Raw genomic sequence first — 23479 nt, forward strand, 5'->3', positions numbered from 1 at the left:
GGGCTATACATTGAAAAGCGATCCATCTCTTGTCCCGCCTGCGCCAACAGCACGGAAATCCCCTCGTGGTCAAACGACACCTCGCGACGATCCACGCCGCCGGAGCACTGCTGTGCCTTGCTCTCGGTCTGGCCGGCTGCGCTTCCGACGCGCCGCAGGTGCAGACGGCTCCGTCGGTCGAAGCCGCCTATGTCCCGGATCCCAATGATCCGCTGTCGCGCTGGGTCCCGCACATCCGCGAGGCTTCCCAGAAATACGACATGCCGGAGAAATGGATCCGCGCGGTGATGATGCGCGAGAGCAATGGCCGTGCGACCACGAACAGCGGCAAGGTGCTGACCAGCTCCGCCGGGGCCATCGGCCTGATGCAGGTGATGCCCGGCACCTATGAGCTGATGCGGACGCAGTACGGCCTCGGATCCGATCCGTCCGACCCGCATGACAACATCATGGCCGGCACCGCGTATCTGCGCGAGATGTACGACCTGTTCGGCGCGCCCGGTTTCCTGGCCGCCTACAATTGCGGCCCCGCCTGCTATGCCCAGCATCTGGCCGGCAAGCAGCGGCTGCCGCGCGAGACCAAGCTGTATCTGGCCGCCCTGACCCCGGTGCTGCGCGGCACCGGCCCGCGCGAGCCGTCGCAGGCGGCCGGTGCTTCCGCCATCGAGGTCGCGGTGGTGCCCGGCGACGCGCCGAAGCCGGCCGGCGGCCGGCCGCCGGTTCCGGCTCCGCAGCGGTCCGAGCCGGCTCCGGTCGTCGTCGCCTCCGCAGAGCCGGCGCCGTCCCGCGCCCCCGAATCCCGCGCCGTCGAACCGCGGCGGATGGAGCCCCGTCCGGCCGAGCCCAAGGTCGTCGAACAGGCTCCGGTCCCGGCCCGTGCCCCGCTGCCGGCCCCGGTCGCTGTGGCGTCTCTGCCCGCGCCGGCACCCGCGGTGTCCAAGCCGATCCAGGTCGCCAGCCTCGATTCGGCTTCCCCGACCCACCGGGTCAACCCGCAATTCACCACCCAGGTCGCCGAGGCGCTGCTTCCTCCGCAATCCGTGGGCAAGGGGGAGCGCGTGGTGATGCGTTTCGTTTCCCAGCGCGCCGACGGCTGCGGCAGCCTTGCCGGCCGCGACCGCGCCTGCGTCACGCTGGCGGACGCCCGCTAGGGAAGGAGGGCGGCGGGAGGCTGTCGCCCCCGCTCCGCCCGCTTCGGGCCGGTCGATTTTTTCGCCCTTGCGGCCGGAATTGATCCGCATCACTTACGGATCGCTTGGCGACTGGCATAACGGTGGAATGGACCGGCCCGCACATACATCCAGCCCATATCCGCCCTGCGCCTGTTGTGGCGAAGAGGTTCTGCTCGGCGAGCCCATGTACTGGACCCCGGAAAGACCAGGGTTCGTCTGGCATGACATGTGCGCGAGGCGGGAGGGCTTGCTCCCCCCCATGCCCAAGCCGCAGCGCGGCAGACGACGCCTCCCCAAGATGCAGGCGGTCGAGTCGCTGTTTTGAGATCGGCGGCGGGATCGACTGCGCGCTCCCGAACGGGAGAAAGAGAGCGGTTTTCCGCCTCCGTCCCCCGCTTCTTCCCTCACTTGGCGGGAAGCGGGGCTTCGGGATGCACGAGCCCCGCCGCACGCAGTTCTTGCCGGAAATCGGCAGGCACACGCTCCTCCAGCGCAGCGCGATCCTCGGCGATGCGGTCCGGCCGGCTGGCGCCGGGGATGACCGCCGCGACCGCGGGGTTCGCGAGCGCGAACCGGAGTCCGGCGGCCTTCATGCCGATGCCGTGACGATCGGCGATCGCCTTGATCCGGGCGACCTTGTCGAGGATCACCGGGGTCGCGGGCGCATATCGTCTTTCCAGGCCGCCTCGATTGTCGCCAGCGCCTCCTCCCCGGGGATGGCGCGGACCATGTCGCCGAGCGGAGCGGCGCCGAAGCCCAGCTTGCCGGGCAGGATATCCTTGAGTGCCATGGTCTGTTCCTTTCCTGAGTTCGGGCGGTGGACGGACGGCGTCAGGCGACCTGGACGGGATCGAGCAGCAGGGCGCTCCGCTCGGCGACATCGGCGATGCGGCCGAGATAGTCGCGGAAATGCGGCGTCTCACGGTGGGCCGCCACGGCCGCTGCATCGACGTAGAGCTCGTCGAGCACGAAGCGGTTCGCGTTGCCCTGCTCCCGCCACAGGTCGTAGCGGAGGTTGCCCGGTTCGGCCCGGCTGGGGGCCAGCATGCCGTCGAGCAGTGCCTGCAACTCTTCGGCCTTGCCCGGTTTGGCGGTGAGGACCGCCATGATCTTGACGTGACTGGTCGCGTTACCCTGACTGGTCATGGATCGAACTCCGTGTCGGCGGATGTCTGGTCGCGTGGCGTGGCCGGCGGGGTGCATGCGCAGCGCCCCGCCGGTCTTGCGCGTTCTCATGCGGCGGTGGTCGACCGGTCGAGCGCCTCGACGAAGGCCTTGGCGATCGGATGGTCCGAGCGTGGATTCTGGCCGGTGATGAGTTCGCGGTCGATGACGATGTGGGGCTGGAAATCGACGTCGGTCGCCGCCACCGAACCTCCTGCCGCCGTCAGCGCCGATGGCATGTCGAAATGAAGCTGGGCATGCAGGATGTGGTCTTCGACGACCTTCTCCTCGCTGGCGGAGAAGACGGTCATGCGATAGCCCTCATATTGCCAGCCCCGAGCCCATTCCCTTGCCTTCTCGCCGTCGCCGGCGATCAGCGCCGCGCGGAATTCGCGGGCATGCGGCATCGCCGAGACGACGGCGACCGGACCGTGGCACAGCAGAGCGGTCGGCTTGGCGGCGTCGTGGAAGTGGCGCAGGATCCTGCCCAGTTCGGCGTCCTGCATCAGGTCGACGACCGGGGCCTGCCCGCCGGGCACGAACACGCCGGCATAATGCTCCAGCCCCTCCTCGATGACCGAGCGCAGGGTGCGGATTTCGGACATCGCCGGGTGTTCGGCCCAGAAGGCCCTGGCACGGGCATAGGCGTCCGCGTCGCCGTCGAAATGGTCGGCCGACTCAGAGGCCGGGTCGATCGTCGGCCGCGTCCCGTCGGGCGTGGCGAGCACGACCTCGTAGCCCGCGTCGATCACCGCCATGGCGGGAACGACGGTTTCATTGAGATACTGCCCGGTTGCGGCCCAGCCGCCGCCCTTGACCTCGATCCGGGTGGCGTTGGAGCCGATCACCAGCACTTTGCCCTTGGTCATGTGAGCCTCCTTGGTTGCGTCCCCGCTGGACGAGTCAGGAGATACGCCCGCCTCACATATTTCAGAAGTTTATCTTCTGGATTTTAGATATACAGTTGGCATTATAAGTCATGCGCTACGATCTGAACCTGCTCCCGATCTTCATCGCCTTGATGGAGGAGCGCAGCGTGACCCGTGCGGCCGAACGGCTCGGCATGACCCAGCCGGCCCTGTCCAACGCGCTGGCACGGCTGCGCCTCATGCTGAAGGACCAACTTTTCGTCCGGGAGCGCTACGGCATCCAGCCGACCGCCGTGGCGCTCGACCTGGGGCCGGTGATCGCCGAAGCGCTGGCCGCCATCGACGATGCCGTGCTGGGCCAGCAGGAATTCGATCCCGCGCGGGCGGAACGGCTGTTCACCATCGCGCCCAACGGCTATGTCGAGTTCGTGCTGGTTCCCGCCATCGTCGCCCGGCTGCAGGCGGTGGCGCCGGGCATCAGGCTGCGGCTCACGCCCTACGGCAACGACCTGGCCGAGACCGGCGTGATCTCGGGCACCACGGCGATGGTTGTCGGCCGCATCGTCGATCCGCCCGACAATCTCGTGGTCCAGCACCTTATGGACGAGGGGCTCGACTGCGTCGTGCGCGCCGGCCATCCCGAGATCGGCGACACCCTCAGCCGCGAGCAGTTCGAGCGTTTGCGCCACGTGAACATCGTGCCGCCGGGCCGCCTGCGGGCAGGGCTGTTCCAGGCCCTGGCGCAGCAAAGCCTGCGGCGCGACGTGGCGATCTCGGTCACCAATTTCTTTGCCGTCGCCGAGATGATCGCGGTCACCGATCACATCGCGACTTTGCCCCGGCTGATCTGCCGGCGGCTGGCGCAGGATCCGCGGGTCAAGGTGCTGCCGGCGCCCGCCGATCTCGGCACCTTTCCGGTCGAGATGGCCTGGCATGTCCGCTACCGCCACGATGCCGCGCACCGCTGGCTGCGCGGGTTGGTCGCCGAGGTGGCTCGGGAGTTGGGTGGGGCGCCGGGGTAGGCGCCCCGTTGGAGCGGCCGTCCGGTCAGGAATTCGGCTCGCCGCAGGCCTGGGTGCCCGCGTTCGCCAACAGGAACGGCTTCAGGGAGCGCAAGACCTCATCGGAAGCGTCTTCCGGCTGAAGATGCCCGCCGCTCGTCGGTGTTCCGTCCACCTGGTCGGCCCATCGGGACCAGATGGTGATCGGGTTCCGGACGGCCGGATTTCCAGGGGACGGTTTCGCTTCGGCGCCCGGCCAGTCCTTCGAAGGCCACAGGACATGCACGGGGCATCGCAGCTTTCGGCCCGAGGCGGCGTCTTCCCGGTCCTGGGCGAGATCTTCGTCCAGCGCCGCCCGGTAGTCCTCGCAGATCGCATGGCGGACCGCCGGATCGCGGAAGGCCGCGCGATAGGCGTCGAGGGCCGCCGGTTCGATGGTCTCCAGCCCGCCGGCCATCCTCGCCAGCGCGGCGTCGATGAACGCATCGGGCGCCCCCGCCAGCAGGCGTTCGGGCAAATCCGCCTCCTGGGACAGGAAGAACCAGTGGAAGGCCTTCGCGGCGATGCGATAATCGATCGCCGTCATCGCATCGAGGGTGGGGATTACGGTGAGGGAGGCATAGGCGGTCACGCGATCGGGATGGTCGAGCGCCAGCCTGTAGCCCGCCCGGGCGCCGCGATCATGGCCGACGACGGCGAAGCGGCCATGGCCCAGCCGCTCCATGAGCGCGACCAGCGCCGTGCCGACGCGCCGCTTGGTCCAACGCGGCGCCATCCTGTCCGGCCTGCTGGCGCCGTAGCCGGGCAGGTCGGGGATGACGAGCGTGAAGTCCCGGGCCAATTCGGGAGCGATCCTGCGCCAGGCGATGTGGGTCTGCGGGTAGCCGTGCAGGAGGAGGACGGCCGGCCCGGTGCCGCCGGTCGCACCGGAAAAGCCGACGCCCCCGGCCTTCAGGTCGATCGGCCGGAATTCCGGAAAGAACGCCGCCCCGGCGGATTGGACGCTATCGTCCCTATGCTCATTCATGTGCGTGGGCTTTCTCATGAAGGCTTCGGATGCGGCCTGGCGGGCGAGGCCGACTGCGTCAGGATGACGCCGGCGATGCAGATCGCGGCGCCGATCATGAGCGGCATCGTCGCCCTCTCGCCGAGGAAGACGATGGCGGCGAGGATCGCGAAGACGGTCTGAAGCAGGGCGAAGGGCCCGGCCCGTGCCAGCGAAACCCTTTCGATGAGCCAGAACCACAGGCAGAAGGCCAGAATGGCGCCGAACAGCACCGCATAGCCGAGGGAGAGCCATGCCGGGAGGTCGGCGGCGCGGAGTGCCGCGATCTGTCCCCACTCCAGCAGCCAGGAGGCCAGCCCGACCTGGGGAACGGTGAAGAGCGACAGCCAGCCGATGAGGCGCAACGGTTCCAAAGGTCCCAGACGCTTGATCAGCACGTTGCCGAACGCCTGCGCCGCGGAGCCGGCGGCAACCAGAAGGGCCGCAATCGGGGGCATCGGTTCGCCGGGATTCGCCATCGCCAGGGCGACGCCGGCGAAGGCGATGGCCAATCCGAGGGCGACGCGGGCCGGCGGGCGCTCCCCCAGCATCGGCCATGCTATCAGCACGGTGAAGGGGGCGGTGAGCTGCACGATGACGGCCGAGAGTCCGACCGCGCCGAGATGCAGGCCGGTGAAGAAGAGCCCGAAGCACAGGCCGCCGAAGAAGACGGAGATGAGCGCCGATGCCGCGATCTCCCGGCGTGACGGCCGTCGGGTGAAGGGCAGCAGCAACAGTGCGACCAGGGCGAAGCGCAGGGTGACGAAGAACAGGGGCGGGAAGGCCTCCACCCCATATTTGCTGGTGACGAATTGCACGCCCCACAGCAGGGCGACCAGCAATGCCGCACCGATTTCGAGGATGGACATCATGTCCTCCCGTCAGGCGTGGGCGAATGCGGCCAGTTCGCGATTGAAGCGTTCCGGGCATTCGTAGAACGGCGCATGCGCCGCCCCTTCGAAGATCGAGAGCGTCGCCGCCGGGTTGAGGTCGAGCACGCGTTGCGACATCTCCAGCCGGGTGTGGCGCTCCTGGTCGCCCCAGGTGACCAGCAGTTTCGGGACGGCGGCCCAGACCTCGTCGAGCCCGTCGCTGTCGAGACTGGGAATGGCGAGCTGCACTTCGCGCGGCACCATGCCGTTGAACACCAGCATCCGGCGAAATTCGGCGTCGTCGGGCGGGGTTGCGAAGCAGGCGGCAAGGAAGGTCGCGTAGGCGTCGCTCCGGACGGCGAGATCCGCGGAGCCCAGCAGTTCGACATGGGCGAGCGCCGCCGGTCCGAGCAGTTCCGGCGCCAGCTTCGTGACGGCGCCGACGAGATTGACGCCGCCGACACGGTCCCGACCATTTTTCCTGAGGCCGTATTTCCTGAGGTAATAGCCGGCGATCAGCCCGCCGAGCGACCAGCCGGCCAGGATCGGGCGGGCGAAACCGGATGCCTCGATGACGGCATGAAGGTCGTCCGCCCAGAGCGCGGGATCGGCATAGGCGGCGATGTCCGCCGGTTTCGAGGAATCGCCGTGCCCTCTCAGGTCGTAGCTGACGATCCGGCAGGTCTCCGCCAGCGTGCCGGTCAGTTGCCGCGACCAGCTGAGGCGGCTCTGGCCGAGGCCGTGGATGAGGATGATTTCGGGGCCTGCCGCCGCGCCATGGCGGGACGCGGCCAAGGTCAGGCCATCGCGGGTCCTGACCGTGAACTCTCCGGATGCTGCGGGAAGAGGCATGTCGGCTCCTTGTGTGTATCGATCGCTAAACGTTAACCGCTTGCCTTTTCCTGTCAATGAGTTTTTAGTGATCGCTATGGATAAGGTGAAGCGGACACGACGAGGCGGCCCCCGGACGTTCGATCGGAACGAGGCGGTGGCGACCGCGATGCGGTTGTTCTGGCGGCACGGCTACGAGGGCGTGTCGATCAGCGACCTCACGACGGCGATCGGCATCGCGCCGCCCAGCCTCTATGCGGCCTTCGGCAGCAAGGCCGAGCTGTACCGGGAGGCGCTGGACCGTTATGGCGATCTGCCCGGCGCCCTCAACACCCTCGTGCCGGGGGAGACGCCGAGCGCCACGGCCGAGGCTTTGCTGCGCCGCGCCATCGAGTTCGCGACCGACCCGGCAGGCGAGGGCGGCTGCATGGTGTCCGTCGGCATGGTGCAATGCGGCCCCGACCACGCGGACATCGCCCACGACCTCGCGGCGCGGCGGCAGGCGATGTTCGAGGAGGCTGCGCGCATCTTTTCCCGATGGCTCGACAGCGCTTCCAGCCATGCGCTGGCCCGGTATCTTCTGACGGTGATGCAGGGGATCGCGGTCCAGAGCCGTGACGGAGTCGGCAAGCAGGAGCTGCAGGCGATGGCCGACACCATCGTCGACGACATCCGCCGTCGTTACGACGGGGGCTGAACGGACCGGGGCCGCGATGCCCGCGTATTTCGTCGCAGTGCCCGCACAGGTGGTTGCCCGCCGCATCCGCTTCTCCTAGCGTTGGGTCCTGGGAAAGCGACAGGCAAGGGGGCGCAGCGATGGACGAGGACAAGCCGAAGAAGAAGCGGAAGGCGCCGAAGCCGCAGAAGCTCAAGGAGCTCGGGCTCGGCGTGCCGTCGACCGGCGGCGAGGTTCTGCGCGATGCCAAGGAGACTGCGGCCATCGAGGCTCACTGGCACGATCTTGGCGGCGCGGAACCGCCGAAGGAGGGTCGGAAGGTCAAATATGTCGATGAGCTGGCCCGGCTGCAGTTCGAGCTGATCAAGTTGCAGGAGTGGGTCCGGGTCAACGGGCTGAAGGTCTGCGTGCTGTTCGAGGGGCGCGACGCCGCCGGCAAGGGCGGCGTCATCAAGCGCATCACCGAAAGCCTGAACCCCCGCGTCTGCCGGATCGTCGCGCTCGGAACCCCGACCGAGAAGGAACGCGGGCAGTGGTATTTCCAGCGCTATGTGGCGCAGCTTCCCGCCAAGGGGGAGATCGTGCTGTTCGACCGCAGCTGGTACAACCGGGCCGGCGTGGAACGGGTCATGGGCTTCTGCACCGACGACGAATACAGCGAGTTCCTGCGCGCCTGTCCGGTGTTCGAGGAGATGCTGGTGCGTTCGGGCATCATCCTGGTCAAATACTGGTTCTCGGTCAGCGACGAGGAGCAGGAAAAGCGTTTCACCGAACGGATGCACAATCCGATCAAGCGCTGGAAGCTCAGCCCGATGGACCTCGAATCCCGCAAGCATTGGGTCGAGTATTCCAAAGCCAAGGACGTCATGCTGGAGCACACCGACACGGCGCTGACGCCGTGGCACATCGTCGACGCCGACGACAAGAAGACGGCGCGGCTGAACTGCATCCACCATCTGCTCCGGCAGATCCCCTACCAGGACATCGCGCCGGTGGAGCTGGAATTGCCGCCGCGACAGGGCGACGACGGTTACCAGCGGCCGAAGAAGTCCAAGCAGAACTGGGTGCCCGAGGTGTATTGAGGAACGGCCCGGTCGATGCGCCGGGCCGTGGTCGGTTCAGGACGAGCCGTTCGGACCGACCACGGGAAAAAGCAAGACCGCGGCCTTGCGCCTGACGGATCGACAGCCAAATCGGTGCCGGCTTACGCGCTCCGATCTAGACGCCGAAGGAACGGGCTTCTCCCTGCCAGCCCGTCCGCCGCAGGAACTGCTCCCAGGTGACGCTCCCGGGATCGATCCTGCGGCTCCACAGCAGGTCGCGTCCGCTGCGGTAATAGCCGTACTCGACGGCATATTCCGCCATGCCGAGGAGTTCATCCACCAGCAGCGGGTTCGACCCGAACTGAGGGAAGTGATGCAGCAGTTCGGAGCGGCGATAGGCGGACGCATATTTCGCCGCCTTCCCCGTGACGCGGGTGAAGGTTTCGACCATTTCCCCCGGCGAGATCATCTCGCCGATGACCGGGAGCGACTTGCCGGCATAGTCCATCGGGTGATCCAGGATTTCGAGCAAGGCGGGGCCGGTCGCGCTTGTCGGATCGACGAACGGTGCGCGAAAATCCTCGGGAAGGTAGATGGGGAAGACCAGGGAATCGCCATCCATCCTCGGAATGTAATACTCGAAGAGATTCGTATAGAAGAAAGCCAGATAGACGAATGAGCTTCGGACGGGTAGGGTTCTTATGTAATTTTCGATTCTTGCCTTGTCCGTGAAATGAGGAGCGAACTTCGCTCCGGTCGTGATCTCCTCGACATTCTCGAGGCCGCTGAAGACGATGTGCTCGACCCCGGCAGCGACTGCGGCGTCCGCCAGTTCGCAGCCGAGATCGAATTCGCGGGTATCGCCCGGCGCGGTGGGCGGCGTCATGAGGAACGCCGCTTGGGCGCCCTCGAACGCGGCGACGAGCGACCGTTCGTGGCCGGGTTCGAGCGGCACGCCGACCAGTTCCGCCCCCCGGCCTTTCAACGTTCCGGCCGCCGCCGATCCGACGTCGCGGGTGAGGGCGCGTACCCGGTATCGTCCGCTGTCGAGGAGGGTACCGGCAACGCTGCGGCCTTGCTTGCTCGATGCGCCGACGACGGTGACGAGGGGCTTGTGACTGGGTGACATGGGCGGCCTGACTTGTGGGTGAGAAGGACGCCTTGACTTTAAGCAGCCCGACTTCCATTCGGTAGGCGGATGCCCCGTATAGGATTGTTCCGGAAAATGGATAGATCGGCGATCACGCTCGAACGTATGCGGAGCTTCGTTCGCGTCGCGGAGCGGGGATCGCTGTCCTCCGTCGCACGGGACCATGGCGTCGGACAATCGACCGTCACGCGCCACATCGCGGAACTGGAGCAGGCGCTCGGCGTCACGCTGCTCAACCGGACCACCCGGCGCATCACCCTGACCGCGGAGGGAGCCCGCTACCTCGACGACGCGCGAACGATCCTGCGTCTGGTGGACGAAGCGGCGGATGGCGCGCGCAGCGCGGCGGATCGCCTGACCGGCACCGTCCGGATTTCCTGCACGGCCGCGCTGGGCGTGCGGCATGTCGCCGACATCCTGTTCGCCTTCCAGGACCGGCATCCCGGTGTGTGCATCGACTTCCGCCTGTCCGACGTTCAGGTCGATCTCGTGCGGGACGCGGTCGATGTGGCGATCAGGCTGGGCACGCTCTCCGACAGCTCGATGCAGCGCAAGCAGATCGGCGTTTCCCGGCGCATTCTGGTCGCGTCGAAGGGGTATCTGGACGAGCACGGACGCCCGGACGAGCCCGCCGCGCTTGTCCATCACGCGATCGTCAGGATGAGCAACGTGACCGGCAGCGACAGGCTGGTTCTCCACCGCGCGAACTCCGAACCGTCCATCGTGCCGGTCGCCGATCGCCTTCTGGTCGATCACGGCCTTGCGGCCAGACAAGCCATCATGATGGGGCGGGGCATCGCGCCCACCCATCTCTGGCTGGTGAACGACCTTCTGGAGGCCGGGACCGTCGAGCAGGTGCTGCCGGACTACCTTCCGGAGCCGGTGCCCCTGTCCATCCTCTTCGTGCCCGGCCGGGCGCGTCTCAATCGGATTCGGGCACTGATCGACGCTCTCCACGGCGCCCTCAAGGGGCTCCCCGGCATACAGTGACGTTCTGCGGGTTTTCCATCCGACCGGCGTAGCCGGTGCGCACGGATTGCGGGAATAACAAACAATCTGTTTGACTCCATACCGATCAGTCGGTATACTCAAAACCAACCAGTAGGTATGGTGATCGAGTGATCGAAATGCAGCCGGATTCCAAGACCAGACTTCTCGATGCGGCGCTGAGGGTGGTGCGCACCAAGGGCTATACGGCAACGCGGATCGAGGATCTCTGCGCTGAGGCGGGTGTCACCAAAGGAAGCTTCTTCCATCACTTCAAGAGCAAGGACGAGCTGATGCTCGCGGCCGTCGCCCATTGGAACGCGATGACCGGCGGCTTGTTCGCACAGGCGCCCTATCATGATCTGGCGGATCCTCTCGACCGGTTGCTCGCTTACCTGGATTTCCGCAAGGAACTGCTCGCCGGCGATCTTCCCGATTTCACCTGCTTCGCCGGCACGATCACTCAGGAGGCCTACGAGACCCGTCCCGAGATCGTCGCCGCATGTGCCGGCAACATCGGCGGCCATGCCAGGACACTCGAGGCCGACATCCTGGAAGCCATGCGGAAATACGGCGTGACCGCCGATTGGAGCGCCGAAAGCCTCGCGCTGCACACCCAGGCCGTCCTGCAAGGCGCCTTCGTGCTCGCCAAGGCGAAGGGCGGTGCGTCCGTCGCCGCCGACAGCATCGACCATCTCCGGCGCTACCTGAGGCTTCTGTTCCGCCGGGACAGCGGCAACGGATCCCCTGAACCGAAGGAAAACTGACATGCCGAACACCATCCGTCTGCATCGTGTCGTCACGGCAAAGCCGGGGAAGGTCTATCGGGCATTCGTGGAGCCGGACGCCGTCGCCAGCTGGTTGCCGCCCTACGGCTTCGTTTGCACCGTGCACGAACTGAACGCGGAGGTCGGCGGCACGCACCGGATGTCGTTCCGCAATTTCACCACCGGCCACGGCAATTCTTTCGGGGGCGACTATCTCGACCTCGTTCCCGGTGAACGGCTCGTCTACACCACCAAGTTCGATGACCCTCACCTGCCTGGCGAGATGACGGTAATCGTGACCTTGAAGGCCGTATCGGTCGGCACGGACATGACGATCGAACAGAGCGGCGTGCCGGACGCGATCCCGGCGGAGGCCTGCTATCTCGGCTGGCAGGAAAGCCTGCGGAAGCTCGCCAGACTGGTCGAACCCGAAATCACCATGTGAGTCCGTGCCGGTCGCCGCGATCACTGAACGCGATCCCGGTAAAAAAATCGATGAGCTGGGAGGAGAGAAAATGCCTGATCTCGTCACCTGCCTGTGGTTCGACCACGGCCAAGCGGCCGAAGCGGCCAGCTTCTATGCCGCCACATTTCCGGACAGCCACGTCGACCGTGTCAACATGGCGCCCGGCGATTTCCCCGGTGGGCACGAAGGCACCGCATTGACCGTCGAGTTCACGGTACTCGGGCGGCGGTTCGTGGGGCTGAACGGCGGACCGAACTTCACGCCGAACGAAGCGGTCAGCTTCATGGTCGTCACTGAAAACCAGGAAGAGACCGACCGCTACTGGACCGCGATCGTCACCAATGGCGGCAGCGAGAGCGCTTGCGGCTGGTGCAAGGACCGGTGGGGTTTTTCCTGGCAGGTCACGCCGCGGCGGCTGCTCGACCTGGTGACGGGGGCTGACGGTGCCGCGGCGAAGCGCGCCTTCGAGGCGATGATGACCATGCGGAAAATCGATATCGCTGCGCTCGACGCCGCCGTCGGCGCCTGATCGATGGTGTGAAGCGCCAAGCCATGACAGGAGTCTTGGAATGACCGTCACGATCACTGCGTTCGAGCGGTCACCCGACGGTGGCAAGGGCTTGGCGCGTGATACACGCGTCCGCTGGGCGCTTGAGGAGGTGGGCCAACCCTATGAGGTTCGCCTCATTTCGTTCGCCGCGATGAAGGAACCCACGCATCTCGCGCTTCATCCCTTCGGACAGATTCCAACCTTCGAGGATGGCGACCTCGCCCTGTTCGAGACGGGTGCGATCGTCTTCCATATCGCTGAACGCAATGTCGGCCTGTTGCCGGACGATGCGAAGGCGCGGGCCCGTGCGATCACATGGATGTTTGCCGCGCTCAACACGGTCGAGCCGCCGATCCTTGAACTCGTAAACGCCAGGATTCTGGAAGGCGACAAGCCCTGGAGCAACGAGAGGCTGCCGCTGGTCGAGGATCGGATTCGCACCCGACTGCAGCAGTTGTCCATCCGTCTCGGCGATGCCGAATGGCTCGACGGCGCATTCAGCGCGGGTGATCTGTTGATGGTGTCGGTACTGCTCAGGCTGAAATTGCCGGGCCTGCTCGGCAACCATCCGAACCTGTCGGCCTATGTTGCACGAGGCGAAGCTCGTCCCGCCTACAAGCGTGCTTTCGACGCCCAATTGGCGGTGTTCACCGCAAACGGATAACGAACCGGCCCATGAATGCGCAGGCGCATTGCGGTTCTGTCCTTATGCGCGCTGTTGTGGGCCGGAGCCGTCGAGCGAGACATAGACGGCAGTGACGTTGCGCGACGACGGAAATCCGCCGCCGGAGCCACGCCACTGCCGCCGGTTGCTGCCCTCACTCCCACTCGATCGTGCCGGGCGGCTTCGAGGTGATGTCGTAGACCACGCGGTTGACGCCGCGGACTTCATTGACGATGCGGTTGGACACCCGCGCCAGGAACTCGTGCGGGAACTGGTACCAGTCGGCGGTCATGCCGTCTGTCGAGGTCACCGCGCGCAGCGCCAGGACGTGGTCGTAGGTGCGGCCGTCGCCCATCACGCCGACGGTGCGGACCGGCAGCAGTACGGCGAAGGCCTGCCAGATCGCGTCGTAGAGGCCGGCGTTGCGGATTTCCTCCAGATAGACCGTGTCGACCTTGCGCAGGATCTCCAGCTTTTCCGGGGTGATCTCGCCGGGGATGCGGATGGCGAGGCCGGGGCCGGGGAAGGGGTGGCGGCCGATGAAGGCGGCGGGCAGGCCGAGCTCTCGGCCCAAGGCCCGGACCTCGTCCTTGAACAGCTCGCGCAACGGCTCGACCAGCTTCAGCTTCATCCGCTCCGGCAGGCCGCCGACATTGTGGTGCGACTTGATGGTGACCGAGGGGCCGCCGGTGAAGGACACGCTCTCGATCACGTCGGGGTAGAGGGTGCCCTGGGCCAGGAACTCGGCGCCGCCGATCTTGTGGCTCTCCTCGTCGAAGACCTCGATGAACAGGCCGCCGATGATCTTGCGCTTCTGCTCCGGGTCGGTGACGCCGGCCAGCTTGCCGAGGAACAGGTCCGACGCCTCGCGGTGGACCAGCGGGATGTTGTAGTGGTCGCGGAACAGGCGAACCACCTCTTCCGACTCGCCGGCGCGCATCAGGCCGGTGTCGACGAAGATGCAGGTCAGCTGGTCGCCGATCGCCTCATGGATCAGCACCGCGGCGACCGAGCTGTCGACGCCGCCCGACAGGCCGCAGATCACCTTGCCGGTGCCGACCTGGGCGCGGATCTTCTCGATCGCCTGTTGCTTGAAGGCAGCCATCGTCCAGTCGCCCTCGATCCCGGCGACGCGGTGGACGAAGTTCGCCAGCAGCTGGGCGCCATGCGGGGTGTGGACCACCTCCGGGTGGAACTGCACGCCGTACAGGCGGCGGCTGTCGTCGGCGATGGCGGCGAAGGGCGCGCCGTCGCTGACCGCCACGGCGCGGAAGCCGGGCGGCAGCGCGGTAACGCGGTCGCCGTGGCTCATCCACACCTGTTCCTTCGACCCGATGTCCCACAGCCCGTCGAACAGGGCGCAGGGCTCCTTGATCTCGATGAAGGCGCGGCCGAACTCGCGGTGGTCGGAGCCGGAGACGTTGCCGCCGAGCTGGTGGCACATGGTCTGCTGGCCATAGCAGATCCCCAGCACCGGAACCTTCAGGTCGAACACCGCCTGCGGCGCGCGCGGGCCGTTCGCCTCGGTGACGGAGGCCGGGCTGCCGGACAGGATGATCGCCTTCGGATCATACGCGCGGATGCGCTCGTCGCTCATGCCGAAGGGATGGATCTCGCAGTAGACACCGCTCTCGCGCACGCGGCGGGCGATGAGCTGGGTGACCTGCGACCCGAAATCGAGAATGAGGACGCGTTCGGCGGAAAGGGAGGCGGCGCTGGACATCGGCGAATCCTGATGCGTGGGGACTCAAGGCCCCTCACTACCTCACCTCCGGCCCCGCCGACAAGCGTGCAAGCGGCGTCAGGTCGCGCCAGCCATAGGCGATTTCCACGAGGTCGGTGTTGGCGAAGCGGATCGGCCGCTCCGCCACCTTGATCCCGCCCAGCCGTTCGTAGAACCAGCGAGAGGGGTTGTCGCGCAGGCACCACACCGCGGCGGAGTGGATGCCGGCCGTCAGGAAGCTGTCGGCCATTGCCGCCATCAGCCGCCGGCCGATGCCGTAACCTTTTGCATCGTCAAGAAGATAGAGCGCGTGGAACTCCCCCGCATGCCCCTGCACCGCGACCCTCTGCGTCCCGAAGGACGCGATGCCGACGATGCCGCCGGGGGGCGCGATCCGGCCGGCGACATCCACCGCGACGAAAGCGCCCCTGCCGGGGCCGCGCGTCTCGGCGATGGCTGCCCAGCGCTGGGCGGCGGGCGGTTCGGACAGGGCGACCAGGAACTGTGCCGGGATCAGGCCGGGATAGGTGGACCGCCAGCTCTGCACGTGGACGCGGGCCATGCCGTCGGCATCCGACCCGCGCGCCTGGCGGATTGCGACAGTGACGTCCGTCATCGACCGACCCTCCCGTGCAGCCTCTCCATCAACAGTTTGGAGTGCGGATGCAGGATGTCCAGCCGGAAATGGTGGCAGGGCTTTCGCCCCGGCGCCGGGCGCGGTTGTCATCGCGCCGCAACAGGGGTAAACAGCCGGGACTTGTTACGGCGGGGGCCCGTACCGATCCTATCGGGCGGGGCTCCGCCGGTCCGCTCCACGCGCCATGGCGGCGCGCCGGGCGGGGCGCCGGAGACCGGACACCGCATGTATTCCTCGCCCACGCTTTCCCGTTACATCGGCCGGCAGTTCATCGTCTGGTTCTGCCTGCTGATGGTGATCCTGCTCGCCATCGTGCTGCTGCTGGACACGGTGGAACTGCTGCGCCGCGCCGGCACCAAGCCCCACGTCACCTTCGGGCTGGTGGTGGAGATGGCGCTGCTGAAGCTGCCGGAGATCGGGCAGCAGATCTTCCCCTTCGTCGTCCTGTTCGCGGGCATGTTCACCTTCTGGCGGCTGACGCGCAGTGCCGAACTGGTGGTGGCGCGCGCGGTCGGCGTGTCGGCCTGGCAATTCCTGATGCCGGTGATGTTCGCCGCCGCCGCCATCGGCGTGGTGAAGGTCACGCTGATCAACCCGGTCGGCGCCGTGTTCGTCGCCAAGTACGAGCAGTTGCAGGACCGGTACCTGAAATTGCAGTCAAGCACGCTGAACATCTCCCGCTCCGGTCTGTGGCTGCGCCAGACCAACGAGACGGAGCAGTTCTTCATCCATGCGGAGCTGGTGAACCCGGTGACCTTCGAACTGTCGAACGTCATCGTCTTCCTGTTCGATGCCGACCAGACTTACCTGGCCCGCGTCGACGCGCCGAGCGCCGTGCTGAAGGATCGCAAGTGGGAGCTGCAGGACGCCATCCTGAACCGGGCAAAGAAGGATCCGGAGAAGCTCGACAGCTACACCATCCCGACCGAACTGGACATGGCCACCATCGAGGAGAGCTTCGCTCCGCCGGAGACGATCTCCTTCTGGGAGTTGCCGCGCTTCATCCATACCTTGGAGACCACGGGCTTCCCGGCGGTGCGGCACCGCCTGCACTACCAGTCCCTGCTGGCCCAGCCCTTCCTGTTTCTGGCGATGGTGCTGTTCGCCGCCGCCTTCTCGCTGCGGCTGCCCCGGCGGGGCGGGACCATGGCGATGGTCACCGGCGGGGTGCTGACCGGCTTCGTGCTGTTCGTGATGACCGACGTGGTCCGAACCTTCGGCATGTCGGAGACGATCCCGATCGTGATGGCGGCCTGGAGCCCCGCCGGCATCAGCCTTCTGCTGGGCATCGCCGCACTTCTGCATCTGGAGGACGGCTGACCGGTGGGGCGGCCGACTCCGAAGGACGACCGAGCAGGGGTGGGGCCATTCGCCGCAAAGCCACCGGTTGTCCCCCTCGGTCATAATTCCGCCCAGTTGGTTTTGCCCAGTGTCTTCGCACCGGATTGCCGGGGCGGATTCCGTTTGCAAGCGGCACCGGCCCCACCGTAATAACGGGCGACCCGTTTTTGGAGCTTGAGCACCATGTCGAGTTTGCGAGCCGTCCGGACCACCGTCGCCGTGGCGACCGCCTGCGCGCTTCTGGCCCTGCCCGCGATGGCGCAGTCCAGCAAGGCCGCCGCCGGCGCCGCCGCGCCGAAGGCCGGCGGCGAGTCCGCCCGTCCAGCCCGGGCTCCGGGAGCCGAGGGCATCGCGGCGGTCGTGAATGACGAGGTGGTCTCAGTCTCCGACGTCAATGCCCGCATCCGCATGGCGCTGCTGAATGCCGGCGCCGCCAGCAACCCGGAAACGATCCAGCGCCTGACTCCCCAGGTCATGCGCCTGCTGGTCGACGAGCGGCTGCAGATGCAGGAGGCCAAGCGCCAGGGCATCAGCGTGTCGGCGGCCGAGATCGACGACGCCATCAAGCGCATCGCCGAACAGAACCGGCTGAACGGCCAGCAGCTCCAGGAGATGCTGAAGCGGCAGAACGTTCCGGTTTCCACGCTGAAGGACCAGATCCGTGCGCTGCTCGCCTGGCAGAAGGTGATGCAGCGCCGCATCCGCCAGGAGGTCGTCGTCGGCGAGGACGAGATCGACGCGGCGATGGAGCGGCTGAAGGCCAACATCGGCAAGCCCGAATATCTGGTGGCCGAGATCTTCCTGGCGGTGGACAGCCCCGACCAGGACGACGAGGTTCGTCGCAACGCCGATCGTCTGGTGGAGGAGGTGAAGCGCGGCGGCAACTTCGCCGCGCTGGCCCGCCAATTCTCGCAGTCGGCCGGCGCCGCATCCGGCGGCGATCTCGGCTGGGTGCGCAGCGGCGAGCTGTCCCCGGAGGTCGACAAGGCGCTGTCCGGCATGCGCGGCGGCCAGTTGTCGGCGCCGGTCCGCACCGCCACCGGCTACCACATCCTGATGGTGCGCGGACAGCGGCCCTTCGGCAGCAGCGGCGGCGAGATGCCCATGCCGGTCGCCCGGCCCGCCGCCCCCCGTCCGCAGCCGCGGCCGGACGTGGCCAAGGCCACGGTCAACATGAAGCAGATCATCATCCCGATCGAATCCAAGGAGCAGGCCAAGTCCGTCAAGGAACAGGCCGAGAAGCTGCGCAAGTCGATCAAGAGCTGCGCCGACTTCCAGGCCCGCGCCAAGGAGACCGGGATGCCGGAATCCGGCGACATGGGCACCATGCGGGTCAAGGACATGGCGCCCGGCCTGCAGAATCTCGCGCTGGGCATCCCGCTGGGGCAGGCCAGCCCGGTGCTGATGAGCCAGGCCGCCGCGGTCATCCTGATCGTCTGCAAGCGCGACATGCCGATGATCCAGCCGCCGCCGGAAGCCCAGCCGGCCCCGCCGCCGCCGCCGGCCCCGACGCCGATCCAGGAAGCCAAGCTTCCCGGCCGCGAGGAGGTGGAGCACGACCTGATCAACGAGCGGGCCGAGCTGCTGTCGCGCCGCTATCTGCGCGACCTGCGCCGTTCCGCCTTCATCGAGACGCGCCTGTGATGGCCGCCCCGCCGAAGGACCTGCCGCTGGCCCTCACCATGGGGGAGCCGGCCGGCATCGGCGGGGACATCACGCTGAAGGCCTGGGCGGCCCGGCACGAGGCCGGCCTGCCGCGCTTCGTCGTCCTCGACGACCCCGCAAGGCTAGCGGCGTTGGCCGGCAAGCTCGGACTGGCGGTTCCGGTGCAGGCCGTGTCCTCCCCGGAGGAGGGGGCCACGCTGTTCGACCGGGCCCTCCCGGTGCTGCCGGTCGGGCTCGGCGTGCCGGCCGTCGCCGGCAAGCCCGATCCCGCCAACGGCGCGGCGGTGATCGCCAGCATCGACCGGGCGGTCGCCCTGGTGCAGGCCGGGCGGGCCGCCGCCGTGGTCACCAACCCGATCCAGAAATCCTCGCTCTACGCCGCCGGATTCCGCCATCCCGGCCACACGGAATATCTGGCGCATCTGGCCGGCCTGAGCGATGAGCCGATCATGATGCTGGCGGCGGCCGACCTGCGGGTGGTGCCGGTCACCATTCATGTGTCGGTGCGCGACGCGGTGGATTTGCTGACCACCGAGGCCATCGTCCATGCCGGCCGCGTCACCGCGGCGGCGCTCGCCCGCGATTTCGGCATCGACCGCCCGCGGCTGGCCGTCGCCGGCCTCAATCCCCATGCGGGGGAGGGTGGGGCGATGGGGCGTGAGGAAATCGACGTCATCGAGCCCGCCGTCGCCCTGTTGCGCGCCGACGGCATCGACGTCTCCGGCCCCCATCCGCCCGACACCATGTTCCATGCCGCCGCCCGCCGCGGCTACGACGTTGCGCTGTGCATGTACCACGATCAGGCGTTGATCCCGGTGAAGACGGTGGATTTTGACGGCGGCGTGAACATCACCCTGGGGCTGCCCTTTGTCCGCACGTCTCCCGATCACGGGACCGCGCTGGACATCGCCGGCACGGGCAAGGCCAATGCGACGAGCCTGATCGCGGCGCTGAAGACGGCCGACCTGATGGCGCGGAACCGGCTGCGATCGCCCGCACCCTGAGGGGTTCGTCTCCCGAAACGAAAAAGGAGCGCCGATGCGCTCCTTTTTTCATGCCGGTTTCCGCTGCGGTCAGCCGCGGTCGTCGGGGTCGTACATGGTCGGGCCGCTTTGGTGGTCGTGGTGGGTGGAGCCCTGTTCGCGGTGGTGATGGGCGCGGGCGATGAAGGGCGCCAGTTCCTGGAGTTCGATGAAGTTGTCGGCCTGCCGGCGCAATTCGTCGGCGACCATCGGCGGCTGCGAGCGGACGGTGCTGACGACGCTGCAGCGCACGCCCTTGCGCTGGACCGCTTCCACCAGCCGGCGGAAGTCGCCGTCGCCGGAGAAGAGCAGGATGTGGTCGACATGGTCGGCCATCTCCATCACGTCGATGGCCAGCTCGATGTCCATGTTGCCCTTGATCTTGCGCCGGCCCGAAGCGTCGGTGAACTCCTTGGTCGGCTTGGTCACCATCGTGTAGCCGTTGTAGTCGAGCCAGTCGACCAGAGGACGAATTGGCGAGTATTCCTGATCCTCGACAAGCGCGGTATAGTAGAAAGCGCGCATCAGTCGACCTTCTCCGGCAAAGCCGTCACGCAACCTCTTATAATCGATATCGAAGCCCAATGAACGCGCCGCGGCGTAGAGGTTGGCGCCGTCGATGAAAAGGGCGAGGCGTTCCTCTTTGTAAAACAACTTGCTGACATCGCGCGGCAAAGTAGAATTGCGGTCCAATGCAGGATCCTTTCGTCGTTGCTTGTGAAAATTGACGGAACATGCGCAATAAGCCCGCGTTCCAAATTTGAAATCTAGTGTATCATGCATAAACATTCAAGGGGGATACGGGCGTCGACTATTTCCGAACTCCGCTCGCGCCGGAGGAGGACATCCTTTAGGACGCTCATCTGACGCAATGCAGCAACGCTGTCGTTCGCGCTTGCACCTATCGGGCCACATCCATATAGTCTAGAGCCTCCTTTGAATCCGGAGTTCGTCTGGCATGGCCCGCGTTACCGTTGAAGATTGCGTCCTGAAGGTTCCCAACCGTTTCGAGCTGGTCATGATGGCCGCCCAGCGCGCCCGTGAGGTGGCGAGCGGCGCTCCGCTGTCGATCGACCGCGACAACGACAAGAACCCGGTCGTGGCGCTCCGCGAGATCGCGGACGAGACGGTGTCGCTGGACTATCTGAAGAACGCCCTGATCAAGGGCCACCAGAAGCATGTCGAGCCGGACGAGCCGGAAGAAGAGATCGTCGAGCTGATGGCCGGCGAGAATGATTGGGCCGCCCGTGGCAACACCTCGCTCGGTGACGAAGACGGCATGAGCGAGAGCGACGGCGAGGAGTTGGGCGAGGAAGACGACATCGCCGCCGACATGGATGCGGAGCCGGGTGCCGGTTTCGCCATGACCGAGGATCCCGACGGAGACCTCTGATTCTGGACAACGACCGCAGGACCCGGAGGGGGCGCAGCGCCCCCTCGCCGCATACAAGGGTGGGGGGCATCCGGCTCCCCTTCGGTCCGCTCGGGACCGCCACGCAGATTTTTGAGGCGCCGCGCGCGCCGGGTCGGGCCACATGATCCGGCAGTATGAGCTTGTCGAGCGCGTCAAGGCGTATGATCCCACCGCCGACGAGGATCTGCTCAACCGCGCCTATGTCTTCTCGATGAAGGCGCACGGATCGCAGACGCGCGCGTCCGGCGATCCCTATTTCCTGCATCCGCTGGAAGTCGCCGGCATCCTGACGCAGATGAAGCTGGACGCCGGCACCATCGCCACGGCGCTGCTTCACGACACGGTCGAAGACACCGTCGCCACGCTCGAGGACATCGAGCGGGTGTTCGGCAAGGAGATCGCCCGGCTGGTCGACGGCGTCACCAAGCTGTCGCGGCTGGAGCTGAACAGCGAACAGGCCAAGCAGGCGGAGAATTTCCGCAAGCTGGTGATCGCGATGTCGGAGGACATCCGCGTGTTGCTGGTGAAGCTGGCCGACCGGCTTCACAACATGCGCACGCTGTTCCACCTGAAGAAGCCGGAAAAGCGCCGCCGCATCGCTCGCGAAACCATCGAGATCTATTCGCCCTTGGCCGAACGCATCGGCATGCACAAGATCAAGGACGAGCTGGACGATCTCGCCTTCGCCGAGCTGAACCCCGACGCGCGCGACAGCATCCTGGCCCAGCTGGCCCGCCTGCGCAGCGAGGGTGAGAACCGCGTCCAGACCATCATCACCGAACTGCGCGAACTGCTGGCCGTCGAAGGGCTGCCGGAAGCGACGGTGTCGGGGCGCGAGAAGTCGGCCTATTCGATCTGGCGCAAGCTGCAGCGCAAGAACGTCAGCTTCGAGCAGCTGTCCGACATCATGGCTTTCCGCATCACGGTCGGCTCGGTCGGCGAGTGCTATCAGGCGCTGGGCGTCGTCCACGCCCATTATCCGGTCGTGCCGGGGCGCTTCAAGGACTATATCTCCACGCCCAAGCCCAACGGCTACCGCAGCCTGCATACCGGGGTGATCGGTCCCGGCCGCAACCGGATCGAAATCCAGATCCGCACGGCGGACATGCACGAGATCGCCGAGCTGGGCGTCGCTGCCCACTGGGCCTACAAGTCGGACCATCAGCCGCGGCCCAACGGTGGCGAGTACCGCTGGCTGCGCGAACTGCTCGACATCCTGGAGCATGCCCAGAAGCCGGAAGAGTTCCTGGAGCACACCAAGCTGGAGCTGTTCCAGGATCAGGTGTTCTGCTTCACGCCCAAGGGCGACCTGATCGCCCTGCCGCGCGGCGCCACCCCGGTCGACTTCGCCTATGCCGTCCATTCCCAGGTCGGCGACCATTGCGTCGGCGCCAAGATCAACGGCCGCATGCTGCCGCTGCGCACCCAGCTGCAGAACGGCGACCAGGTCGACATCGTCACCTCCAAGGCGCAGACGCCGGTTCCGGGCTGGGAACGCTTCGTCGTCACCGGCAAGGCGCGCGCCCGTATCCGCAAGTTCCTGCGCACCCAGCAGCGCGCCCAGTACATGGAACTGGGCCGCGGCATGCTGATGCGGCAGTTCAAGTCCGAAGGATACGAGTTCACCGAAAAGGCGCTGGAAAACGCCGCCAAGATTTTCCAGCAGCCGTCGGTGGACGACCTGATGGCCGGTGTCGGCTCCGGTCTGCATTCTGTGCGCGAGGTCTTCCACGCGGTCTTCCCCGGCCACAAGGCCCAGGCCGCTCCCGCCGTCCGCGAGACGGAGGAAAGCGCGCCCAAGCCGAAGGCCAAGGCGCGCAAGGAATCGGCCCTGCCGATCCGCGGCCTGATCCCGGGCATGGCCGTGCATTATGCCCGCTGCTGCCACCCGCTGCCCGGCGACCGCATCGTCGGCATCGTCACCACCGGCAAGGGCGTGACGATCCACACCATCGACTGCGAAACGCTGGAAAGCTTCCATGAATCGCCGGAGCGCTGGATCGACGTCTCGTGGGAGACCGGGCCGGATTCGCCGGAGGAGCATGTCGGCCGCGTCAGCGTCGTCATCGCCAACGAGCAGGGCTCGCTCGGCACGCTGTTCACGGTGATCGGCAAGAACCAGGGCAACGTCATCCACCAGAAGATCACGAACCGCAGCACCGATTATTTCGAACTGCTGATCGACATCGACGTGAAGGATGCCAAGCACCTGACCAACATCATGGCCGCGTTGCGGGCGACCCCGGCCATCCATTCGGTGGAGCGGGCGCGGGGACGGTGATGCGCCCGCTGTCACCCGGTACAGCGGGCGATGCTCGCTGCACCGCCGCTCCGTTGCTGCGACGGTTCTCTGGTAAATGCACACGGAATGGGTTCGCAGCGCGAAGACGCACCAGTGACGCCGTGCGACAAGAGTAGGG

General features: G+C 66.7%; 25 protein-coding genes. 14 read left to right on the forward strand and 11 right to left on the reverse strand.

Annotation, left to right across the window (positions count from 1 at the left end; translation table 11 throughout):
• Positions 1-65: 65 nt before the first annotated feature.
• Entirely contained in the window at positions 66-1151 is a 1086-nt protein-coding gene (locus JHL17_RS29180; protein ID WP_345773898.1) for a lytic transglycosylase domain-containing protein, read from the forward strand.
• Positions 1152-1576: 425 nt separating this feature from the next.
• Here JHL17_RS29180 and JHL17_RS37355 read toward each other — a convergent pair whose 3' ends face one another.
• From JHL17_RS37355 to JHL17_RS29195, 4 genes are all read right to left on the reverse strand, one after another.
• Positions 1577-1822 carry an aldo/keto reductase gene (locus JHL17_RS37355; RefSeq protein WP_345773899.1) on the reverse strand — a complete coding sequence of 82 codons (246 nt, stop codon included), beginning with the start codon at positions 1820-1822 and terminating at the stop codon, positions 1577-1579.
• A complete protein-coding gene (locus tag JHL17_RS37360; RefSeq protein WP_247893943.1) occupies positions 1819-1962 on the reverse strand; it encodes a hypothetical protein in 144 nt (47 codons plus the stop codon). The genes JHL17_RS37355 and JHL17_RS37360 overlap by 4 nt, the downstream gene beginning before the upstream one ends.
• A 41-nt stretch (positions 1963-2003) precedes the next feature.
• Complete coding sequence (locus tag JHL17_RS29190; protein ID WP_200198135.1) at positions 2004-2318, reverse strand: putative quinol monooxygenase; 315 nt, start codon at positions 2316-2318, stop codon at positions 2004-2006.
• Positions 2319-2404: 86 nt separating this feature from the next.
• Entirely contained in the window at positions 2405-3205 is an 801-nt protein-coding gene (locus tag JHL17_RS29195) for a type 1 glutamine amidotransferase domain-containing protein (RefSeq protein ID WP_200198136.1), read from the reverse strand.
• 110 nt (positions 3206-3315) lie between these two features.
• Between JHL17_RS29195 and JHL17_RS29200 the strand changes: the two genes are divergently transcribed.
• The gene (locus tag JHL17_RS29200; protein WP_200198137.1) at positions 3316-4227 is read left to right on the forward strand and encodes a LysR family transcriptional regulator; all 912 of its coding nucleotides are present in this window, start codon (positions 3316-3318) and stop codon (positions 4225-4227) included.
• A gap of 25 nt (positions 4228-4252) precedes the next feature.
• Here JHL17_RS29200 and JHL17_RS29205 read toward each other — a convergent pair whose 3' ends face one another.
• From JHL17_RS29205 to JHL17_RS29215, 3 genes are read right to left on the reverse strand one after another with little or no spacing between them, the layout of a single operon-like run.
• A complete protein-coding gene (locus JHL17_RS29205) occupies positions 4253-5233 on the reverse strand; it encodes an alpha/beta fold hydrolase (RefSeq protein ID WP_200198138.1) in 981 nt (326 codons plus the stop codon).
• 14 nt (positions 5234-5247) lie between these two features.
• On the reverse strand, positions 5248-6120 hold the full coding sequence (locus tag JHL17_RS29210; protein ID WP_200198139.1) for a DMT family transporter: 873 nt from the start codon (positions 6118-6120) through the stop codon (positions 5248-5250).
• A gap of 12 nt (positions 6121-6132) precedes the next feature.
• A complete protein-coding gene (locus tag JHL17_RS29215; RefSeq protein ID WP_200198140.1) occupies positions 6133-6975 on the reverse strand; it encodes an alpha/beta fold hydrolase in 843 nt (280 codons plus the stop codon).
• Between the two features lie 136 nt (positions 6976-7111).
• Here JHL17_RS29215 and JHL17_RS29220 point away from each other — a divergent pair, with 136 nt between their 5' ends.
• Positions 7112-7651: a TetR/AcrR family transcriptional regulator gene (locus JHL17_RS29220; protein WP_345773900.1), complete on the forward strand. Its 540-nt coding sequence runs from the start codon at positions 7112-7114 to the stop codon at positions 7649-7651.
• Positions 7652-7770: 119 nt separating this feature from the next.
• Positions 7771-8712, forward strand: coding sequence for a polyphosphate kinase 2 (gene ppk2, locus JHL17_RS29225; protein WP_200198141.1), 942 nt, complete (start codon positions 7771-7773; stop codon positions 8710-8712).
• 136 nt (positions 8713-8848) lie between these two features.
• Here the strand turns inward: ppk2 and JHL17_RS29230 are convergent, their stop codons facing one another.
• Positions 8849-9802, reverse strand: a complete 954-nt coding sequence (locus tag JHL17_RS29230) for an NmrA/HSCARG family protein (protein WP_200198142.1) — start codon at positions 9800-9802, stop codon at positions 8849-8851.
• Between the two features lie 126 nt (positions 9803-9928).
• On the opposite strand from JHL17_RS29230, the gene JHL17_RS29235 reads away from it, so the two are divergent.
• The 5 genes from JHL17_RS29235 (at position 9929) to JHL17_RS29255 (ending at position 13257) form a co-directional block, all read left to right on the forward strand.
• Positions 9929-10813 carry a LysR family transcriptional regulator gene (locus JHL17_RS29235; protein WP_345773901.1) on the forward strand — a complete coding sequence of 295 codons (885 nt, stop codon included), beginning with the start codon at positions 9929-9931 and terminating at the stop codon, positions 10811-10813.
• A gap of 137 nt (positions 10814-10950) precedes the next feature.
• The gene (locus JHL17_RS29240) at positions 10951-11577 is read left to right on the forward strand and encodes a TetR/AcrR family transcriptional regulator (RefSeq protein ID WP_200198144.1); all 627 of its coding nucleotides are present in this window, start codon (positions 10951-10953) and stop codon (positions 11575-11577) included.
• A gap of 1 nt (position 11578) precedes the next feature.
• Positions 11579-12022, forward strand: coding sequence for an SRPBCC family protein (locus JHL17_RS29245; RefSeq protein ID WP_200198145.1), 444 nt, complete (start codon positions 11579-11581; stop codon positions 12020-12022).
• Between the two features lie 4 nt (positions 12023-12026).
• Positions 12027-12572: a VOC family protein gene (locus JHL17_RS29250; RefSeq protein ID WP_425599658.1), complete on the forward strand. Its 546-nt coding sequence runs from the start codon at positions 12027-12029 to the stop codon at positions 12570-12572.
• A 40-nt stretch (positions 12573-12612) separates the two neighbouring features.
• Positions 12613-13257 carry a glutathione S-transferase family protein gene (locus JHL17_RS29255; RefSeq protein WP_200198146.1) on the forward strand — a complete coding sequence of 215 codons (645 nt, stop codon included), beginning with the start codon at positions 12613-12615 and terminating at the stop codon, positions 13255-13257.
• A gap of 154 nt (positions 13258-13411) precedes the next feature.
• Here JHL17_RS29255 and guaA read toward each other — a convergent pair whose 3' ends face one another.
• Both guaA and JHL17_RS29265 read right to left on the reverse strand, forming a co-directional pair.
• Positions 13412-14980, reverse strand: coding sequence for a glutamine-hydrolyzing GMP synthase (gene guaA / locus JHL17_RS29260; protein ID WP_200198147.1), 1569 nt, complete (start codon positions 14978-14980; stop codon positions 13412-13414).
• Between the two features lie 37 nt (positions 14981-15017).
• Positions 15018-15596, reverse strand: coding sequence for a GNAT family N-acetyltransferase (locus JHL17_RS29265; protein WP_200198148.1), 579 nt, complete (start codon positions 15594-15596; stop codon positions 15018-15020).
• Between the two features lie 246 nt (positions 15597-15842).
• Between JHL17_RS29265 and lptG the strand changes: the two genes are divergently transcribed.
• The 3 genes from lptG to pdxA all read left to right on the forward strand — a co-directional run bounded on the left by lptG (position 15843) and on the right by pdxA (position 19627).
• The gene (gene lptG / locus JHL17_RS29270) at positions 15843-16937 is read left to right on the forward strand and encodes an LPS export ABC transporter permease LptG (protein WP_200198149.1); all 1095 of its coding nucleotides are present in this window, start codon (positions 15843-15845) and stop codon (positions 16935-16937) included.
• 204 nt (positions 16938-17141) lie between these two features.
• Complete coding sequence (locus JHL17_RS29275; protein WP_200198150.1) at positions 17142-18602, forward strand: peptidylprolyl isomerase; 1461 nt, start codon at positions 17142-17144, stop codon at positions 18600-18602.
• On the forward strand, positions 18602-19627 hold the full coding sequence (gene pdxA, locus JHL17_RS29280) for a 4-hydroxythreonine-4-phosphate dehydrogenase PdxA (RefSeq protein ID WP_200198151.1): 1026 nt from the start codon (positions 18602-18604) through the stop codon (positions 19625-19627). Before JHL17_RS29275 ends, pdxA begins: the two co-directional genes overlap by 1 nt.
• A 69-nt stretch (positions 19628-19696) precedes the next feature.
• On the opposite strand, the gene JHL17_RS29285 is transcribed toward pdxA, so the two are convergent.
• On the reverse strand, positions 19697-20299 hold the full coding sequence (locus JHL17_RS29285; RefSeq protein ID WP_200198152.1) for a LabA-like NYN domain-containing protein: 603 nt from the start codon (positions 20297-20299) through the stop codon (positions 19697-19699).
• Between the two features lie 304 nt (positions 20300-20603).
• Between JHL17_RS29285 and rpoZ the strand changes: the two genes are divergently transcribed.
• Together rpoZ and JHL17_RS29295 are read left to right on the forward strand one after the other, a co-directional pair.
• Positions 20604-21038: a DNA-directed RNA polymerase subunit omega gene (rpoZ, locus tag JHL17_RS29290; protein WP_085089611.1), complete on the forward strand. Its 435-nt coding sequence runs from the start codon at positions 20604-20606 to the stop codon at positions 21036-21038.
• Between the two features lie 142 nt (positions 21039-21180).
• Positions 21181-23340 carry a RelA/SpoT family protein gene (locus JHL17_RS29295; RefSeq protein ID WP_200198153.1) on the forward strand — a complete coding sequence of 720 codons (2160 nt, stop codon included), beginning with the start codon at positions 21181-21183 and terminating at the stop codon, positions 23338-23340.
• The last annotated feature ends 139 nt before the right edge of the window (positions 23341-23479 follow it).

It is taken from the genome of Azospirillum endophyticum (genome assembly GCF_016595245.1).
Lineage (GTDB): Bacteria > Pseudomonadota > Alphaproteobacteria > Azospirillales > Azospirillaceae > Azospirillum > Azospirillum endophyticum.

Bases quoted from the DNA above. Each gene is read 5' to 3' on its own strand.
- JHL17_RS29210 (WP_200198139.1), bottom strand. From the start codon at position 6,120: ATGTCCATCCTCGAAATCGGTGCGGCATTGCTGGTCGCCCTGCTGTGG.
- JHL17_RS29205 (WP_200198138.1), bottom strand. From the start codon at position 5,233: ATGAATGAGCATAGGGACGATAGCGTCCAATCCGCCGGGGCGGCGTTC.
- JHL17_RS29275 (WP_200198150.1), top strand. From the start codon at position 17,142: ATGTCGAGTTTGCGAGCCGTCCGGACCACCGTCGCCGTGGCGACCGCC.
- JHL17_RS29190 (WP_200198135.1), bottom strand. From the start codon at position 2,318: ATGACCAGTCAGGGTAACGCGACCAGTCACGTCAAGATCATGGCGGTC.
- JHL17_RS29230 (WP_200198142.1), bottom strand. From the start codon at position 9,802: ATGTCACCCAGTCACAAGCCCCTCGTCACCGTCGTCGGCGCATCGAGC.
- lptG (WP_200198149.1), top strand. From the start codon at position 15,843: ATGTATTCCTCGCCCACGCTTTCCCGTTACATCGGCCGGCAGTTCATC.
- JHL17_RS29295 (WP_200198153.1), top strand. From the start codon at position 21,181: ATGATCCGGCAGTATGAGCTTGTCGAGCGCGTCAAGGCGTATGATCCC.
- JHL17_RS29195 (WP_200198136.1), bottom strand. From the start codon at position 3,205: ATGACCAAGGGCAAAGTGCTGGTGATCGGCTCCAACGCCACCCGGATC.
- rpoZ (WP_085089611.1), top strand. From the start codon at position 20,604: ATGGCCCGCGTTACCGTTGAAGATTGCGTCCTGAAGGTTCCCAACCGT.
- pdxA (WP_200198151.1), top strand. From the start codon at position 18,602: ATGGCCGCCCCGCCGAAGGACCTGCCGCTGGCCCTCACCATGGGGGAG.
- JHL17_RS29235 (WP_345773901.1), top strand. From the start codon at position 9,929: ATGCGGAGCTTCGTTCGCGTCGCGGAGCGGGGATCGCTGTCCTCCGTC.
- JHL17_RS29255 (WP_200198146.1), top strand. From the start codon at position 12,613: ATGACCGTCACGATCACTGCGTTCGAGCGGTCACCCGACGGTGGCAAG.
- JHL17_RS29265 (WP_200198148.1), bottom strand. From the start codon at position 15,596: ATGACGGACGTCACTGTCGCAATCCGCCAGGCGCGCGGGTCGGATGCC.
- JHL17_RS29245 (WP_200198145.1), top strand. From the start codon at position 11,579: ATGCCGAACACCATCCGTCTGCATCGTGTCGTCACGGCAAAGCCGGGG.
- JHL17_RS29200 (WP_200198137.1), top strand. From the start codon at position 3,316: ATGCGCTACGATCTGAACCTGCTCCCGATCTTCATCGCCTTGATGGAG.
- JHL17_RS37360 (WP_247893943.1), bottom strand. From the start codon at position 1,962: ATGGCACTCAAGGATATCCTGCCCGGCAAGCTGGGCTTCGGCGCCGCT.
- ppk2 (WP_200198141.1), top strand. From the start codon at position 7,771: ATGGACGAGGACAAGCCGAAGAAGAAGCGGAAGGCGCCGAAGCCGCAG.
- guaA (WP_200198147.1), bottom strand. From the start codon at position 14,980: ATGTCCAGCGCCGCCTCCCTTTCCGCCGAACGCGTCCTCATTCTCGAT.
- JHL17_RS29215 (WP_200198140.1), bottom strand. From the start codon at position 6,975: ATGCCTCTTCCCGCAGCATCCGGAGAGTTCACGGTCAGGACCCGCGAT.
- JHL17_RS29240 (WP_200198144.1), top strand. From the start codon at position 10,951: ATGCAGCCGGATTCCAAGACCAGACTTCTCGATGCGGCGCTGAGGGTG.